Source organism: Pseudomonas fluorescens, from assembly GCF_005938625.1.
Classification (GTDB): Bacteria; Pseudomonadota; Gammaproteobacteria; order Pseudomonadales; family Pseudomonadaceae; genus Aquipseudomonas; species Aquipseudomonas fluorescens_BD.
The window spans coordinates 65,060-82,162 of the sequence record NZ_VCNJ01000009.1 but is presented as its reverse complement, the minus strand read 5'-3'; the positions used below and the strand labels follow the sequence as shown (position 1 = coordinate 82,162).

Here is a 17,103-nt window from a genome sequence, read left to right as displayed (position 1 = left end):
CAGCTCTCCGATCAAAAAACAACCAGCCTAAGTCACGGATTTTCCGGGCTTTTTCGGCAGGGTAACTCTGTGAGTTGCCCCCAATCTCTGTTGGCGCTTCTGTGGATAAGATGTTTGCTATCCGCTGAAGAGCACGTAAAACGTGGCTTACGATGGATTGATCAATAAACAGTCAATTCATCTGTTTCCACGGAAAACTCCCGCACAAACCCCGATTTAATCCAGCCTTCAGTGCTTTTCCACAGCATGGCCAAAGTTACCCCCGATCTCTGTTGGCGCTTCTGTGGATAACGTGTTCGCCATCCGCTACAGGCCATTAAAAACGGGGCTTACAAGGATGTGATCAAAAAACAGCCAATACGTCTCGCAAACCGTCCTTCTGGATAAGTCACGATTTTTCTTCACAAATCAGCCGGTTATTTTCCGAGTCATCCACAGTTACCCCCATTTGCTGTGGGTGGCTATGTGGATAACTTGTTCGTCAAACCCTGCGAGTCCCGTCCGCCATAGTCCAAACGGCAATTGATCAGATTTCATACAGTTCTAAGGCATTGCCTTGACTTCGATTCCTGCGCTGTCTTCACTGCAATGGCACAAGGACAGCCGTCACTTATCCACATCAGGTTCTGGGAGAACACATGATGGATAGCCCGTCGCACCGCCCCCCGCCCGTTTCACGCAAGCGCACCCTGCGTCGCGCTGCCAATCAGCACGCTCGCCTTTAGCGCGCCTCACCCGCCAGACCGTTGTGCTGTCACCGGACCCGCTCCGGAGGCCAGGTGCCCGTTCGCCCATTGATTGCAGGCAACCGCAGAGTTGCCCCCATCTGCCTGATTAGAGGATGCACCTCATGACACGGATCGCAACGCCCATCAGCGAGATCAAGGAACACTACGATGTCATCGTTATCGGTTCAGGCTACGGCGGCGGCATTGCTGCGTCGCGCCTGTCCCGCGCCGGCAAACGTGTGTGCCTGCTCGAACGCGGTCGGGAAATCCAGCCCGGCGAATACCCCAACACCATGATCGCCGCCACCGAAGAGCTGCAGGTGCATGACCCGGATGGCCATATCGGTTCGCGCACCGGGTTGTTCGACCTGCACGTCAACGCCCAGCAAAACGTCGTGGTCGGTTGCGGCCTCGGCGGCACGTCGCTGATCAATGCCAACGTTGCCCTCGAGCCGGAGCCTGGCGTGTTTGATGACCCGCGCTGGCCGCAAGCGGTGCGTGAACATCGCGACACGCTGCTCAAGGATGGTTATGCCCGCGCCCGCGAGATGCTCAAACCAAATCCTTATCCGAGCACTTCGCCGAATCTGCCCAAACTCGACGCCAACAAAAAATCCGCGGATTACCTCAAGCAAGGCGCGCACTTCTACAAGCCGCCGATCAACGTCACCTTCGACAAGCTGCCGAACAACCTCAACCACGTCGGCGTCGAGCAACTGCCGTGCAACCAGTGCGGTGATTGCGTGTCGGGCTGTAACAACAAGGCCAAGAACACCACGCTGATGAACTACCTGCCGGACGCCTGGAATCACGGCGCGGAGATTTTCTGCCAGGCCGAAGTGCGCCATCTGGAGCGCGACGGCGACGGCTGGATCGTGCACTTCCAGTACCTCGACAGTGGGCGTGAGATGTTCAGCGCGCCGACGTTGTTCGTGAAGGCCGACATCGTCGTGGTCTCCGCCGGCACCCTCGGCTCCACGGAAATTCTTCTGCGCACGCGCGACAAAGGCGTGGTGATGTCCGGCCAGCTCGGCGAGAACATGAGCGGCAACGGCGACATCCTCGGCTTCGGCCACAACTGCGAACAGGTCATCAACGGCATCGGTTTCGGCGCGCACCCGGCCAAGGAACTGCACCCGGTCGGCCCGTGCATCACCTCGATCATCGACATGCGCACCGAGGGCGACTGGCGCAGCCGCATGGTCATTGAAGAAGGCTCGATCCCCGGCGCCCTCGGCCGGCCGATGGTGCCGGCGATGGCCGGGTTTGCCGAGATGATCGGCGTGGCCAGCGATGACAGTTTCAGCGGCAAGGTGAAGTACAAGGAGCGTGAAGCCGAAAGTTTCCTGCGCGGCCCGTATTACGGCGCGCTGCACAACATGCAGACTTATCTGATCATGAGCCACGACAGCGGCCAGGGGCGGATGATCCTCGACAACAAGGACCAGCTGCGCATCGATTGGCCAGGCGTTGGCGAGCAGGAGAACTTCAAACTCGGCAACCAGCGTTTGCAGCAGAGCACCAAGGCCTTGGGAGGAGTCTGGGTGGAAAATCCGATCTGGACCAAAATGCTCAAGCACAGCATCGTTTCGGTGCACCCGTTGGGCGGTTGCGTGATGGGCGAAGACGCGGCGCAAGGCGTGGTCAATCACAAGGGCCAGGTGTTCAGCGGTGCCAGTGGCAGCGATGTTTACGCCAACCTGTACGTGACTGACGGCGCGGTGATTCCGACCTCATTGGCGGTCAATCCGTTGCTGACCATCTCTGCCGTGAGCGAGCGCAACATGGGCCTGCTCGCCGCCGACCGTGGCTGGCAGATCGACTACACACTGCCGTCGGCGCCGCGCAAACCGGTGGCGCCGCCCACCCTTGGCGTGCAGTTCACCGAAACCATGAAAGGCTATTTCTCCCGCGCCTTCACCGCGGCGCAAAGCACCGATCTGAAAGTCTACGAAGCGGCGGCCAAACGCGGCGAGGCGGATAACTCGCCGATCGACTTCACCCTGACCATCACCGCCAACGACCTCAACCGCATGATCAAGGAACCCGAGCACGCGGCGACCATTGTCGGCACCGTCATCGCCCCGGCGTTGTCGCCACAGCCGCTGACAGCGAGCAACGGCGTGTTCAATCTGTTCGAACAATTCGAGCAGCAGGTCGATACCCGGCACATGAAATACGACATGAAACTGACCGCTGAGGATGGCAACGACTACTTCTTCAGCGCTTTCAAAACCGTGCCGGAAGACAACGGCGTGCTGAACATCTGGCACGACACCAGCACGCTCTACGTGACGCTGTATCGAGGGCCGGACAAGACCGGCGAGGTGATCGGCTCGGGGGTGATGCACATTCATCCGACCGATTTCGCCAAGCAGATGACCACCATGAAAGTCCTCAACGCGCGCAACGAACGTGAGCGAATCGAAGGGCTGGCGCGCTTTGGCAAATTCTTCGCGGGGATTCTCTGGGAAAGCTATGGCGGGGTGTTTGCCGGGGATATCTACTTCAATCCAGATGCGCCGCCACGCTTGAAACGGCCGCTGGATGCGCCGACGCCAGCGGTGCATTTCTTCCCCACCGAGGACGGTGTCGAGTTGCGCCTGACTCGTTATCAGGCCGGCAGCAAAGGCCCGGTGATGCTGGTACATGGCCTGGGCGTGGGTTCGAATATCTTTTCCACCGACACCATTCAGACCAACCTGTTGGAGTACCTGTGCAAGCACGATTACGACGTCTGGCTGCTGGATTTCCGTGTGAGCATTCTGCTGCCGGCGAGCAAGAAGGAATGGAACGGCGACCAGATCGCCCAATACGACTTCAAGGCTGCCATCGCGCAGATTCAGCAGCAAACCCAGGCCAAAGATGTGCAGTGCGTGGTGCATTGCTACGGCGCGACGACGTTCTTCATGTCGCTGCTCGCCGGGTTGCAGGGTGTTCGTTCGGTGGTCTGCTCGCAGATTGCCGCTGACACCGTGGTTGCCACTGCCACGGGGCTGAAGGCCGGATTGCACCTGCCAGGGATGCTTGATGCGATCGGCATCAAGTCGATGACTGCTTACGCTGATAGCAAGGAAAACTGGTTCAACAAACTCTACGACAAGGCCCTTAACGGCTACGCGCGGATCGAGGCGCAGGGCTATTGCACCAACCCGGTGTGCCACCGCATTACCTTCATGTACGCGTCGCTGTATCGCCACGACACCCTCAACGAAACCCTGCACGACAACCTGCACGAATTGTTCGGCGAGTCGAACATCGAGACCTTCGAGCACCTGGCGCTGATCGTGCGTAAAGGGCATCTGGTGGATTTCAAAGGCAACGATGTGTACATGCCGCACTTTGATCGGCTGACCATGCCGATCTGTTTTATCAGTGGTGCCGACAACCAGTGCTATCTGCCGGAAAGCACTCTCAAGACCTACCAGCGTTTGTGCGATATGCACGGGCCAGAGCGCTATAGCCGGCAAGTGGTGCCGGGCTACGGCCACATCGACTGCATGTTCGGCAAGAACGCGGTGGTCGATGTCTATCCGATCATCCTTGAACACCTGGAGAAAACGGCCCTCGGTTGACTATTGACCGAGTCGACTGCTTCGCGAGCAAGCTCGCTCCCACAGGGGGCATGCATTCCAATGTGGGAGCGAGCTTGCTCGCGAAAGCGGTAGGTCAGGCGCTACACCTCTTGGGTCTGCACAAGGAAATGGATGACATGGACAGCTACATCCGCTGGTTTCAACGCTTCATCTGGATCGGCATTGCGATGAACATGGTGTTCGCCATCCCCGCGCTGTTTGCGCCGGGCTTGCTGACATCGGTGGTCGGTTTGCCGCCGCAACTCTCCGACCCATGGCTGGAAAACGCCGGAATGCTGCTGGTCGGCATCAGCGTGTTTTACATGCCGTCGGGTTTCAACGCACCGCGCTACGTGGTGCATTCCTGGCTGTGTGTGCTGACGCGGTTGATCGCGGTGATCTTCTGGATCTACCTGATCAACACCAGCAGCCAGGGCTCGGTGTTTGTGCCGATGTTGATGGGCGATCTGAGCTTTTTCCTGGTCCTCGGCATTTTGCTCTACCTCGGCACCACGCCGGAGAACCGGCCATGGGCGCTGCTCTGCGATGGCTGGCGCGAATGGCGCGCGGCGTGGCAGCGGCAATGGCAGAGTCACGCCTTCAAGGTTGGCACGCTGGTGGTGGTCGCGGTGCTCGGCTTCATCGGTTACGAAACCTGGTATCAGATGCTCCGCGTCGTCCCCGAACAGGAATATGCCTCCGACGAAGATCACTACAAATACGCCGCCATTGGCCTCGGTATCGAGGCGCGTATTCCCTATTACCTGTTCGCCGTGCTGCCGCAGATGTGCCCGGAAAAAATGCCCAAACCCGGTGGCTGGGAAGTCTTCGGCTTCCTCTTCGAGAATGGCAAGGACCTGCCGATCGGCATGGCCAAGCGGCAGATCGGCTACCCGACCGTCGAGCCGAATTGCGCGTTGTGTCACACCGGCTCCTACCGGGCCAATGCCAGCGACGTCGCCGTCAATGTACCGAGCGCACCGGCCAACACCCTGCAACTGCAAGCATTCCAGTGGTTTGCCTACGATTGCGCCAGCGACCCGAAATTCACCACAGACGCAGTGATGGCGGCGATCAACAGCAAATTCCAGTTGGGCTTCTTCGAAAAAATCTACAACCGCTACCTGATCATGCCCATGGCGAAAAGCGCCTTGCTCAAGCAGAAACAAGCCTACGCCTGGCAGAAGCTGCGTCCGCAACAAGGCCCGGGCCGCACCGACACCTTCAACCCGACGAAAATGGTCGTGTTTGGCTTCCCGGATGACTCGACCATCGGCACCGTTGATTTACCGCAAGTGTGGAACCAGAAACCGCGCGAATCGATGTACCTGCACTGGGACGGCAATAACAACAAGATCCACGAACGCAACTACGCCGCAGCGATGGCCGTCGGTGCGACGCCGGAATCGGTATTGCCGCCGAGCTTCAATCGAGTGACCAACTGGCTGCTCGGGCACAAGGCACCGACGTGGCCGTGGGCGCTGGATCAGACGAAAGTCGCGCAGGGCAAACCGATCTGGGAGGCGAACTGCGCTGCTTGTCATGACTTCGGGCGTGCCGACACCGGACAGGTCACTACCAACATCGATCAGCTCGGCACGGATCCGCATCGGCTCGATTCATTCACCGCAGGTTTGGTAGCCGCGTTCCACTCCTTTAAAAAACCGCCGTTCGATTTCGGCGCCTATCGCAAGACCCAGAGCTACAGCAACACGCCCACCGACGGTGTCTGGCTGCGCGCGCCGTACCTGCACAACGGCTCGGTACCGACGCTGTGGGACTTGCTGCAACCCGCGGAAAAACGTCCGCAGGTGTTCATCACCGGCTCGGACATCTACGACCCGGTCAATGTTGGCTTCGTCACCAGCGGCGCACAGGCCAAAGCCTCGGCCGACTTCAAGTACGACACGCGCCTGGAGGGCAACCACAACACGGGCCACCTGTACGGCACGACGCTGTCGGACGACGACAAGCGGGCGCTTATCGAATTCATGAAAACCCTGTGAACCCTTACGGATAGAGGAATTTGCCATGTCACTGGTCAGTCATTGGGAACACGAGTACGACAAGGTCAAAGTGCGCATTCACGGCTTGTTCACGCGCATGGAAATGGCCTGGATGAAACTCATCAGCGAACTGGAGCCGCAGGAGTTTCAGGCGATCATCAAGCTGTTGCAGCGCGGGCATGACCAAGCGCAATACGTGCTGAAAAATGGCGACTTGCCGGAAGATGAGCCGAGCGTGCCGTGGGAGTTGTCGCACGGCTTGTCGATCCTGCGCATCGGCAATGCCACGCCGCTGCCGCAATCGCCCGATCAACTGGCGACCCGCGTGCTGAAGGACGGCACTCTGCTCGGTTGTCGCAAGTGGGAACTGCTCGATCTGTTGTGGAGTGAGGCGCTGCTGAAGTGGATCGAAAACCTGCGCCATCACGCGACGTTCGGCACCGACCCGGCGGTGGTGCAAATGGATCGCGAGGTGACTCTGGCGATTGCCGGCGACTGGGGCACCGGGCCGTTCGACAGCCATGCGCCGGCGGTGTCGGTGGCCAATCAGATGCAACTGGCTCAGGCGGATTTCACCATTCATCTGGGCGATGTGTATTACGCCGGCAGTCATTCCCAGGAAGACGTCGACATGGCCGGTTGGCCAATGGGCACGCATGGCTCATTCACTCTCAATTCCAATCACGAGATGTACAGCGGTGCCCATGGCTACTTCAAGGAACTGGCCAAGCGTTTTCCGGGGCAGCAGGGCACCAGTTACTTCGCCTTGATCAACGATGACTGGCTGGTGGTCGGGCTGGATTCGGCCTATGCGTCGGACGCGATGAACCTGTACATGGATGGCACCTTGAACGAGCCGCAGATCCAGTGGATGAAAGGCCTGCCGAAACGCAAAAAACTCATGGTGCTCAGCCATCATCAGGGCTTCGATATTTCCGGGCACAACAAGACTGCGCTGTATCAACCGGTGTGCGATGCGCTGGGGCGTGAGCCGGATTACTGGTATTGGGGGCATCTGCATAACGGCATCGTTTATGCGCAGCAGGGCGGTCTGCATGCGCGCTGTGCCGGGCACGGGGCGATTCCCTATGGCAATGCCAGCGAGCTGAACGGGCATTCGCGGGTGTTGTGGTCGGAGACCCAGGATGCCAACGACCCGGCTTATCCGCTGCGGGTGTTGAACGGGTACGCGAAGATCCGCTTGGTGGGGGAGGAGATCTTTGAGGAGTTTATTGGCGAGGATGGATCGGTGAGGTGGTCATCGTACTGACTGATCGTTCCCACGCTCCGTGTGGGAATGCAGCCCGGGACGCTCTGCGTCCCAAAGGCCGAACGCGGAGCGTCCGTTGAGGCATTCCCACGCAGAGCGTGGGAACGATCAAGCAGAAGACATCAGCCTTGGACCGGGACGCCTTTGAGGTACGGCGCAGGCTCGGCGCCGAGGTTGTTCAACAGGCGCTCGCTGTACCAATCGACAAAGTTGACCACACCAAACTCATAAGTCTTGGAATAAGGCCCAGGCTGATACGCCGTGGAGTTGATCCCACGCTGGTTCTCTTCCGCCAGACGCCGGTCCTGATCGTTGGTCGCGTCCCACACCTGGCGCATGCGCTCAACGTCGTAATCCACGCCCTCAACCGCATCCTTGTGCACGATCCACTTGGTGGTGACCATGGTTTCCTGCGCACTGATCGGCCACACGGTGAAGACGATGATGTGGTCGCCCATGCAGTGGTTCCACGAGTGCGGCAGGTGCAGGATGCGCATCGAACCCAGATCCGGATTCTTGATCCGGCCCATCAGTTTCGCGCAGCCCTGTTTGCCGTCGAGGGTCATCGACACGGTGCCTTTGAGCAGTGGCATGCGCACGATACGGTTGCGCAGGCCGAAACTGGCGTGGGCGTAGGGGATCTTTTCGGCTTCCCAGGCAGCGGCGGAGGCGGCGACGTGATCCTTGAACGCCTGATCGGCGCGCGGGTCGGTGACGTCGTCCCATTCCAGCAGGGTTTTCAGCAGTTCCGGGTGCGACGCATTGCAGTGGTAACACTCGCGGTTGTTTTCCAGCACCAGTTTCCAGTTGGCCTTTTCCATCAAGGTGGTGGTAATCGCCACCTTGGTGTTTTCCATGTCGTACGGTTCCATGTAATGGTTCAGCGTCGAGAGGAAGTCATCAATGGCCGGCGGGTTCTCGGCCAGACTGATGAAGATGTAGCCGCCGGCAGTTTTCACGTTCACCGGTTTGAGGCCGTACTGCTTCATGTCGAAGTCAGCGCCCATTTCGGTGCCGGCGAACAGCAGGCGACCGTCCAGCTCGTACGTCCATTGGTGGTAATGGCAGACCAGTTTGGCGACTTTGCCTTTTTCACTGGTGCACAGGCGCGAGCCACGGTGGCGGCAGACGTTGTGGAACGCATGCACCACGCCTTCGGCGCCACGAATGACGATGATCGGGTTCTTGCCGATCTGCAGCGTCAGGTAGTTGCCTTTGGCCGGGATCTCGCAGGTCATGCCGGCGATCAACCACTCTTTCTGGAAGATCTCCTGCATGTCGATATCGAACAGCCGCTCATCGCTATAGAACGGTTGCGGCAGCGAAAACGTCCGCTCGCGCTCCTGGAGCATTTGTGCGGTGGCCTTGCGTGCGGGTTCCAGCGGATCGCCCAGGCTGATTTTTGCGGTGACGTCCATCGATGTGATCCTCATGGCCATCTGCGTGGCCGGCGAAAAGTGGCTAATCAGGTGTGCTGCTAACGGTTGCTACGCAAGGTGTAAAGAATCTGTCTTGGTGTTGGGGCGAGTGTGGGGCCGGCGCGGGGCGGAACCTTATCCATGGGCGACATGGTGCAATCTGTTCCCGACGCGCAACCCCCGGTGGTTGGGGGCTGGTCGCGATAAGTATGCCGATGTCGCGGATAGGTAAACGGGTGGTTCGCGCTATACGCAGAATCGCCGACATGAGGCCGACAGTCGGCCGTGGAGAACAGCATGTCCAACAGCTTCCTGAATCCGGTCACCACCCAGACCTGGGCCAATGGCCGACACATCGTCCGTTGCGTCAAAGTCATCCAGGAAACCTGGGACGTGCGCACCTTCTGCTTTATGGCCGATCAGCCGATCCTGTTCTTCTTCAAGCCCGGGCAGTTCGTGACCCTGGAGCTGGAAATCGAAGGCCAGCCGATCATGCGTTCGTACACGATCTCCAGTTCGCCGTCGGTGCCGTACAGCTTTTCGGTGACGATCAAGCGTGTGCCGGGCGGCAAGGTTTCCAACTGGCTGCACGACACGCTGCATGAAGGCCAGGAGCTGGCGGTGCACGGGCCGGTCGGGCTGTTCAACGCCATCGACTTCCCGAGCCCGAAAGTCCTGTACCTGAGCGGCGGTGTTGGCATCACGCCGTGCATGTCGATGGCGCGCTGGTTCTACGACACCAACGCCAACGTCGACATGACCTTTATCCACAGCGCGCGCTCGCCGAAAGACATCATTTACCACCGCGAGCTGGAGCACATGGCGTCGCGGATCGACAACTTCAGCTTGCACCTGATTTGTGAGAAGCATGGCTTGGGTGAGCCGTGGGCCGGTTATCGCGGTTACCTGAACCACAAGATGCTGGAATTGATGGTGCCGGACTTCCTTGAGCGCGAAGTGTTCTGTTGCGGCCCGACGCCGTACATGAATGCGGTCAAGCGGTTGCTGGAAGTGGCCGGGTACGACATGTCGCGTTATCACGAGGAATCGTTCGGTGCTACGCCACCGGAAGCGCGTGCCGATGCGGTGGAGCAAGCCGAGCAGGCTGCGGATGCGCCGGAAATCGATGCGGCGGATCTGCATCAGGTCGAATTCACTTCTTCGGGCAAGAGCATTCGTGTGGCTCCGGGCGAGACCGTGCACGCGGCGGCGGCCAAGTTGGGCTTGATGATTCCGAAGGCGTGCGGGATGGGGATTTGCGGGACGTGCAAGGTGCTCAAGCTGGGCGGCGAGGTGGAGATGGAGCACAACGGCGGGATTACCGAGGACGACGAGGCCGAGGGGTTTATCTTGTCGTGCTGCAGTGTGCCTAAAGGCGATGTGAGGATCGAATTCTAACGGGATCCCTGTGTAGGAGCTGCCGAAGGCTGCGATCTTTTGATCTTGTTTTTGAAGATCAAAAGATCGCAGCCTTCGGCAGCTCCTACATGGGTTGTGTTCAGTCGATGAACAGGTCGGGCATCAGGGTTGTAGTGCTATCCGGTTCAAAGCGGTAGTGATCGAACTCGGTCATGCCGCTCTCCCGCAAAATCTCCTCATCAATCAGCAACCGCCCGGTGATCTGCCGTCCACCGCTATCCAGAATCACATGCGCCGCATCCGCCATGATCGAAGGCAGACGCGCCTGTTTGAACGACTCCCGGTTCCCCAACTGAAACTCAATCGCCGCCGTGGCAATCATCGTCTGCGGCCACAACGAATTCACGCTGATTCCGTACGCGGCAAACTCCTCGCTCATCCCCAGCGTCAGCATGCTCATGCCGTACTTGGTCACGGTGTAGGGGCTGAACTGTGCAAACCACTTGCTCGCCAGGTTCAACGGCGGCGACAGGTTGAGAATGTGCCCGGCGGATTTCTTCAGATAGGGCAGGGCAGCCTGGCTACACAACAGCACCGCGCGAGTGTTGATCTGGTGCATCAGGTCGAAACGCTTGAGTTCGATGTGTTGCACCCCGGTCAGTTTGATCGCCCCGGCGTTGTTCACCAGCGCGTCGATGCCACCAAAATGATCGTTGGCCTGGGCCAGTGCCTGGCGCACGCCGTCCTCATCACGCACATCCACCTGCAACGCCAGCGCCTTGCCTCCCGCCGCCTCGACTTCAGCGGCGACGCTATGAATGGTGCCGGGCAGTTTTGCGTGGGGTTCGGCGCTCTTCGCCGCAATCACGATATTGGCCCCGTCCTTGGCGGCGCGCAGCGCAATCTCACGGCCAATGCCACGGCTGGCGCCGGTGATGAACAGGGTTTTGCCTTGTAACGACATGCCGATGCTCCTGCTTATTGTTATGTGAGCGGAGGGCTCGACAGACAATGTAGACCAAGCAGATCAGGTAACGCTGTCTCCGCCATGATCGTTCCCACGCTCCGCGTGGGAATGCAGCCGTCGACGCTCCGCGTCATAGCGGTGTTAAGGATGTCGACAGTGGTGAGGCTGGAACGCGGAGCGTCCGGAGAGGCATTCCCACGCGGAGCGTGGGAATGATCAGTGGGGTGGAGTCAGATCTGATCGTTCTTACGCTCTGCGTCCCATCAATACCAGCACTGAACCTCAATCAGCCCCGGCATTCCCGCATAGTCCCTGGCACTCGAATAACGCCAATGCTCCGGCAAGTCCACATATCCGCGTTTCACTGGATTGTTGTGGATGTATTCAAGTTTCTGGCGCATCACCGATTCGCTATAAACCATTTCTGCGTGAGAACCTTCCTGCCATAACTGATACACCCGGTCCTGCTTGTGTGCGCGTTTGCTAAAGCACAGACGTTGTAGGGCTTTGTCGGCGCCTTTGCTTTGCAGATCATCAATAATCTTTCGAGCGGTGAATGACTTGAACTGACTCAGGCATTTGCTCAGATCGGGTGCTTGGGCGACGAAGTGAAGATGGTTTTCCAGAATCACGAAGCCATACAGCTTCAAGTCATGATGAGTCTGTTGATAACGCCAGCAGTTGAGCAGGTGGTCGACGATGTAAGGGCGGATGAACAGGGGTAACCATTCCATGACCGTGCAGGTCAGAAAATGCGGTTTGTCAGTTTCGATAATGGTGTAGCGGCTGCGACCCATGGGATTCTTCCTTGAATCTTGCGGTGCGACGGGAATGGAACGCGGAGCGTCCCGGGAGGCGTTACCACGCAGAGCGTGGGAACGATCAGGGTGAGGCGGACGGGATGTTCGCGATAGAGGGGAAGTCTGATGCTGCGGTGGGAAAAATCATTCCCGACCAGAGATCGTTCCCACGCTCTGCGTGGGAATGCAGCCATTGACGCTCTGCGTCATAGCGGTGTTTAGCGTCTGGGGGATGGAACGCGGAGCGTCCCGGGAGGCATTCCCACGCGGAGCGTGGGAACGATCAGTGCGGTGGCGGGAGGTCAGGCGGACATGACTTCGCGGATGTCGCGGGCGAGTTCGCGGACGCGTTCTTCTTCGGTGTCCCACGAGCACATGAAGCGCGCGCCGCCCTTGCCGATGAAGGTGTAGAAGCGCCAGTTTTTCGCGGTCAGCGCGGCGATGGCCGGTTCCGACAGTTGCAGGAACACGCCGTTGGCCTGCACCGGGAACATCAGTTCGACGCCGGGAATGTCGCTGACCAGTTCGGCCAGCAATTGTGCGCAGTGGTTGGCGTGGCGCGCATATTTCAGCCAGGCGTCGGTTTCGAGGATGCCGACCCACGGTGCCGAGAGGAAGCGCATTTTCGACGCCAGTTGCCCGGCCTGTTTGCAGCGGTAGTCGAAGTCTTCCGCCAGTTCGCGGTTGAAGAACAGTATCGCTTCACCCACAGCCATGCCGTTCTTGGTGCCGCCGAAGCACAGCACATCAACACCGGCCTTCCAGGTCAGATCGGCCGGCGAGCAGCCGAGGAACGCGCAGGCGTTGGAGAAGCGCGCGCCGTCCATGTGCAGGTGCAGGCCCAGCTCTTTGCAGGTGGCGCTGATGGCGCGGACTTCTTCCGGGGTGTAGACGCTGCCGACTTCAGTGGCTTGGGTCAGGGTGACCACGCGCGGTTTCGGATAGTGAATGTCCTGGCGCTTGAGCGCGACTTCGCGGATCGATTGCGGGGTGATCTTGCCGTTTTCAGTGCCGGCGATCAGCAGTTTCGAGCCGTTGGAGAAAAATTCCGGCGCGCCGCATTCGTCGGTTTCGACGTGGGCGGTTTCCGAGCAGATCACGCTGTGGTAACTCTGGCACAGCGACGACAGGGCCAGCGAGTTGGCGGCGGTGCCGTTGAAGGCGAAGAACACTTCGCAGTCGGTTTCAAACAATTGGCGGAAATGGTCGGACGCGCGTGCGGTCCATTCATCGTCGCCATAAGCGCGCTGGTGGCCGTGGTTGGCCTGCTCCATCGCAGCCCAGGCTTCAGGGCAGATACCGGAGTAGTTGTCGCTGGCGAATTGTTGGCTCTTGTCGGTCATGGCCGGCTTCCGTGGTCGAGACTCTTGTGAAGGCTCGTGGTCAATGATGGTGCGCACTTTACCGAAGATCTTCCGGGGAGCACACGGGATGTCGCTGTCAGAACATTACATGGACGCAGGCCGATTATGCACCTGACTAAACGCGACGGCGCGCTGGATCTGCTCAAGTGGCTGGCGCTGCTGAGCATGTTGCTCGATCACCTGCGATATGTCGGGTTCTCCGCCGATTGGCTGTACGTGCCGGGGCGGCTGGCGTTTCCGTGGTTTTGTCTGGCGATGGCGGCGAATCTTTCGCGTGATGGTTCGCGGAGGATGGAGTGGCGGTATCTGGGGTGGTTGTTGCTGTTCAGTGCCGTCAGTGAAATTCCCTACCGGTTGTACATTCCTGAGCCCGATACGTTGAATGTGATGCCGACGCTGGCGCTGGGGTTGTTGGTGGCGCGGGGGTGGCAGGATCCCTCGATCACGTCGCGATTGCTCGGTGTTACCGCGCTGGTGCTGGCCGCTATATACCCGGAACGTTTGATGTTCGGCTTCTTCGGGGTCCTGCTGCCGTTGGCGATGCTGCTGGTGTTTCGCCTTCCTTGGTACTTCAGCTTGCTGCCGGGATTGATCTGTCTCGTCGCCAATCAATGGCAGGTGCTGTATGACTCGGCGAAGTTCGGCAGTAGTGTTGCGATCCTTGGCATTGCCACCTGTCTATTTGCGCCCATGCTCGGAATGATCCTGTTGCGACATGCACGACATCTCCAGCCGCCACCGATGCGCCGTTGGGCCTACGCCCTCTATCCCGCGCATTTCCTCCTGCTGCTCGCCGTCCGCCAATTGATCGCATAACCCCTGTAGGAGTGAGCCTGCTCGCGATGGCGGCGCATCAGCCAACATTTGCTCAGATGACCCACCGCCATCGCGAGCAGGCTCACTCCTACAGGGGATCTGTGCAGATTCAACGAGCCATTTCCGGCCATGTCGTAAACGCACCTTTGCGTGGCGCGCGCAGGCATTTGAGCTGTCTGCGCCGGTCATACCATCGGCATCAAAGGGCACTGCCTTCAATGCCAGTGCCTTACCGAGACGAATGGCGCACAGATGCCGCTGGGAGAGACGCGATGTTCAGCAAGCAAGACCAGATCCAGGGTTACGACGATGCACTGCTGGCGGCGATGAATGCCGAGGAGCAACGTCAGGAAGATCACATCGAGCTGATCGCGTCGGAGAACTACACCAGCAAACGCGTGATGGAAGCGCAAGGCAGCGGCCTGACCAACAAATACGCCGAAGGTTATCCGGGCAAGCGCTACTACGGTGGCTGCGAGCACGTCGATAAAGTCGAAGCACTGGCCATCGAACGCGCCAAGCAACTGTTCGGCGCCGATTACGCCAACGTCCAGCCACACTCCGGTTCCTCGGCCAACAGCGCTGTTTACCTGGCGCTGATCCAGCCGGGCGACACCATCCTCGGCATGAGCCTGGCCCACGGCGGTCACCTGACCCACGGCGCCAAAGTGTCGTCCTCGGGCAAGCTCTACAACGCCGTGCAGTACGGCATCAACACCGACACCGGGCTGATCGATTACGACGAAGTCGAACGTCTCGCCGTCGAATCCAAGCCGAAAATGATCGTCGCCGGTTTCTCCGCTTACTCGAAGACCCTGGACTTCCCGCGCTTCCGTCAGATCGCTGACAAGGTCGGCGCGCTGCTGTTCGTCGACATGGCCCACGTTGCCGGTCTGGTCGCTGCCGGTCTGTACCCGAACCCGCTGCCGTACGCCGACGTGGTCACCACCACCACGCACAAAACCCTGCGCGGTCCACGTGGCGGTCTGATCCTGGCCAAGTCCAACGAAGAGATCGAGAAGAAGCTTAACGCTGCCGTGTTCCCCGGCGCTCAGGGCGGCCCGCTGATGCACGTCATCGCCGGTAAAGCCGTGTGCTTCAAGGAAGCGCTGGAGCCAGGCTTCAAGGCCTATCAGCAACAAGTGATCGACAACGCTCAGGCGATGGCCAGCGTGTTTATCAAACGTGGCTACGATGTAGTGTCCGGCGGCACCGACAACCACTTGTTCCTGGTCAGCCTGATCCGTCAGGGCCTGACCGGCAAAGATGCCGACGCCGCCCTTGGCCGCGCGCACATCACCGTCAACAAGAACGCCGTGCCGAACGACCCGCAATCGCCGTTCGTGACCTCAGGCCTGCGCATCGGCACCCCGGCCGTCACTACTCGCGGTTTCAAGGTGACCCAGTGCGAAGTGTTGGCTGGCTGGATCTGCGACATCCTCGACAACCTCGGTGATGCCGATGTCGAGGCCAATGTTGCCCAGCAAGTGTCGGCCCTGTGCGCAGACTTCCCGGTTTATCGCTGAGTGTTCTGGAGTAACTGACTATGCAACGCTATTCGGGCTTCGGCCTCTTCAAACACTCCCTCAGCCACCACGAAAACTGGCAGCGCATGTGGCGCACGCCGACGCCGAAGAAGGTCTACGACGTGGTCATCGTCGGCGGCGGCGGGCACGGTCTGGCGACTGCCTACTATTTGGCGAAAGAGCACGGCATCACCAACGTCGCCGTGGTCGAGAAGGGCTGGCTGGGCGGCGGTAACACCGCGCGCAACACCACCATCGTGCGCTCCAACTACCTGTGGGACGAGTCGGCGCACCTCTACGAGCATGCGATGAAATTGTGGGAAGGCCTGTCGCAGGATCTGAACTACAACGTGATGTTCTCCCAACGTGGCGTCTACAATCTGTGCCACACCCTGCAGGACATCCGTGATTCCGAGCGTCGGGTCAGCGCCAACCGCCTCAATGGCGTCGATGGCGAACTGCTCAACGCCAAACAAGTCGCTGACGAAATTCCGTACCTCGACTGCTCGAAAAACACCCGCTATCCAGTGTTGGGCGCGACCGTTCAGCGTCGCGGCGGCGTCGCCCGTCACGATGCCGTGGCCTGGGGCTTTGCCCGTGCCGCCGATGCCTTGGGCGTGGATCTGATTCAACAGACCGAAGTGATCGGCTTCCGCAAGGAAAACGGCGTGTGCATCGGTGTGGAAACCAACAAGGGCTTCATCGGCGCCAAGCGCGTTGGCGTGGTCACGGCCGGTAACTCCGGGCACATGGCCAAACTCGCCGGTTTCCGTCTGCCGATCGAATCTCACCCGCTGCAAGCACTGGTGTCCGAGCCGATCAAACCGATTATCGACAGCGTGATCATGTCCAACGCCGTGCACGGTTACATCAGCCAGTCCGACAAGGGCGACCTGGTGATCGGCGCCGGTATCGACGGCTACAACGGCTACGGCCAGCGCGGTTCGTACCCGGTGATCGAGCACACCATTCAGGCCATCGTCGAGATGTTCCCGGTGTTGTCGCGAGTACGCATGAACCGCCAGTGGGGCGGCATCGTCGACACCACGCCGGACGCTTGCCCGATCATTTCGAAAACCCCGGTGCCGAACATGTTCTTCAACTGCGGTTGGGGCACCGGTGGCTTCAAAGCGACTCCTGGCTCGGGCAACGTGTTTGCCGCGAGTCTGGCCAAGGGTGAAATGCACCCGTTGGCCGCACCTTTCTCCATCGACCGTTTCCACAACGGTGCGTTGATCGATGAACACGGCGCTGCTGCGGTTGCCCACTAACAG

Annotated in this window: 11 protein-coding genes; 7 read left to right on the top strand and 4 right to left on the bottom strand. The window is 59.6% G+C overall.

Going from position 1 to position 17,103, the window contains the following annotated elements:
* Positions 1-850: 850 nt before the first annotated feature.
* The 3 genes from FGA82_RS08225 (at position 851) to FGA82_RS08215 (ending at position 7,579) form a co-directional block, all read left to right on the top strand.
* Complete coding sequence (locus FGA82_RS08225) at positions 851-4,303, top strand: GMC family oxidoreductase (RefSeq protein ID WP_141126701.1); 3,453 nt, start codon at positions 851-853, stop codon at positions 4,301-4,303.
* Between the two features lie 137 nt (positions 4,304-4,440).
* Positions 4,441-6,309, top strand: coding sequence for a hypothetical protein (locus tag FGA82_RS08220; protein ID WP_141126700.1), 1,869 nt, complete (start codon positions 4,441-4,443; stop codon positions 6,307-6,309).
* Positions 6,310-6,334: 25 nt separating this feature from the next.
* Positions 6,335-7,579: a metallophosphoesterase family protein gene (locus tag FGA82_RS08215; RefSeq protein ID WP_141126699.1), complete on the top strand. Its 1,245-nt coding sequence runs from the start codon at positions 6,335-6,337 to the stop codon at positions 7,577-7,579.
* 122 nt (positions 7,580-7,701) lie between these two features.
* Here the strand turns inward: FGA82_RS08215 and gbcA are convergent, their stop codons facing one another.
* Positions 7,702-8,997, bottom strand: a complete 1,296-nt coding sequence (gbcA, locus tag FGA82_RS08210) for a glycine-betaine demethylase subunit GbcA (RefSeq protein ID WP_008083155.1) — start codon at positions 8,995-8,997, stop codon at positions 7,702-7,704.
* Between the two features lie 297 nt (positions 8,998-9,294).
* Between gbcA and gbcB the strand changes: the two genes are divergently transcribed.
* A complete protein-coding gene (gbcB, locus tag FGA82_RS08200; RefSeq protein ID WP_141126697.1) occupies positions 9,295-10,395 on the top strand; it encodes a glycine-betaine demethylase subunit GbcB in 1,101 nt (366 codons plus the stop codon).
* A gap of 100 nt (positions 10,396-10,495) precedes the next feature.
* On the opposite strand, the gene FGA82_RS08195 is transcribed toward gbcB, so the two are convergent.
* From FGA82_RS08195 to FGA82_RS08185, 3 genes are all read right to left on the bottom strand, one after another.
* Positions 10,496-11,320, bottom strand: coding sequence for an SDR family oxidoreductase (locus FGA82_RS08195; RefSeq protein WP_141126696.1), 825 nt, complete (start codon positions 11,318-11,320; stop codon positions 10,496-10,498).
* A 266-nt stretch (positions 11,321-11,586) separates the two neighbouring features.
* A complete protein-coding gene (locus FGA82_RS08190) occupies positions 11,587-12,120 on the bottom strand; it encodes an REP-associated tyrosine transposase (RefSeq protein ID WP_141126695.1) in 534 nt (177 codons plus the stop codon).
* A gap of 305 nt (positions 12,121-12,425) precedes the next feature.
* Positions 12,426-13,466 carry a low specificity L-threonine aldolase gene (locus FGA82_RS08185; protein ID WP_141126694.1) on the bottom strand — a complete coding sequence of 347 codons (1,041 nt, stop codon included), beginning with the start codon at positions 13,464-13,466 and terminating at the stop codon, positions 12,426-12,428.
* Between the two features lie 126 nt (positions 13,467-13,592).
* On the opposite strand from FGA82_RS08185, the gene FGA82_RS08180 reads away from it, so the two are divergent.
* The 3 genes from FGA82_RS08180 to FGA82_RS08170 all read left to right on the top strand — a co-directional run bounded on the left by FGA82_RS08180 (position 13,593) and on the right by FGA82_RS08170 (position 17,100).
* On the top strand, positions 13,593-14,303 hold the full coding sequence (locus FGA82_RS08180; RefSeq protein WP_141126693.1) for a TraX family protein: 711 nt from the start codon (positions 13,593-13,595) through the stop codon (positions 14,301-14,303).
* A 272-nt stretch (positions 14,304-14,575) separates the two neighbouring features.
* Complete coding sequence (locus FGA82_RS08175) at positions 14,576-15,829, top strand: serine hydroxymethyltransferase (protein WP_008086924.1); 1,254 nt, start codon at positions 14,576-14,578, stop codon at positions 15,827-15,829.
* Between the two features lie 20 nt (positions 15,830-15,849).
* Entirely contained in the window at positions 15,850-17,100 is a 1,251-nt protein-coding gene (locus FGA82_RS08170) for a sarcosine oxidase subunit beta (RefSeq protein WP_034155011.1), read from the top strand.
* The last annotated feature ends 3 nt before the right edge of the window (positions 17,101-17,103 follow it).

Excerpts from the sequence above, each read along its gene's own strand:
- FGA82_RS08175 (WP_008086924.1), top strand. The coding sequence starts at position 14,576 with ATGTTCAGCAAGCAAGACCAGATCCAGGGTTACGACGATGCACTGCTG.
- FGA82_RS08180 (WP_141126693.1), top strand. The coding sequence starts at position 13,593 with ATGCACCTGACTAAACGCGACGGCGCGCTGGATCTGCTCAAGTGGCTG.
- FGA82_RS08220 (WP_141126700.1), top strand. The coding sequence starts at position 4,441 with ATGGACAGCTACATCCGCTGGTTTCAACGCTTCATCTGGATCGGCATT.
- FGA82_RS08195 (WP_141126696.1), bottom strand. The coding sequence starts at position 11,320 with ATGTCGTTACAAGGCAAAACCCTGTTCATCACCGGCGCCAGCCGTGGC.
- gbcB (WP_141126697.1), top strand. The coding sequence starts at position 9,295 with ATGTCCAACAGCTTCCTGAATCCGGTCACCACCCAGACCTGGGCCAAT.
- FGA82_RS08225 (WP_141126701.1), top strand. The coding sequence starts at position 851 with ATGACACGGATCGCAACGCCCATCAGCGAGATCAAGGAACACTACGAT.
- FGA82_RS08185 (WP_141126694.1), bottom strand. The coding sequence starts at position 13,466 with ATGACCGACAAGAGCCAACAATTCGCCAGCGACAACTACTCCGGTATC.
- FGA82_RS08215 (WP_141126699.1), top strand. The coding sequence starts at position 6,335 with ATGTCACTGGTCAGTCATTGGGAACACGAGTACGACAAGGTCAAAGTG.
- FGA82_RS08170 (WP_034155011.1), top strand. The coding sequence starts at position 15,850 with ATGCAACGCTATTCGGGCTTCGGCCTCTTCAAACACTCCCTCAGCCAC.
- FGA82_RS08190 (WP_141126695.1), bottom strand. The coding sequence starts at position 12,120 with ATGGGTCGCAGCCGCTACACCATTATCGAAACTGACAAACCGCATTTT.
- gbcA (WP_008083155.1), bottom strand. The coding sequence starts at position 8,997 with ATGGACGTCACCGCAAAAATCAGCCTGGGCGATCCGCTGGAACCCGCA.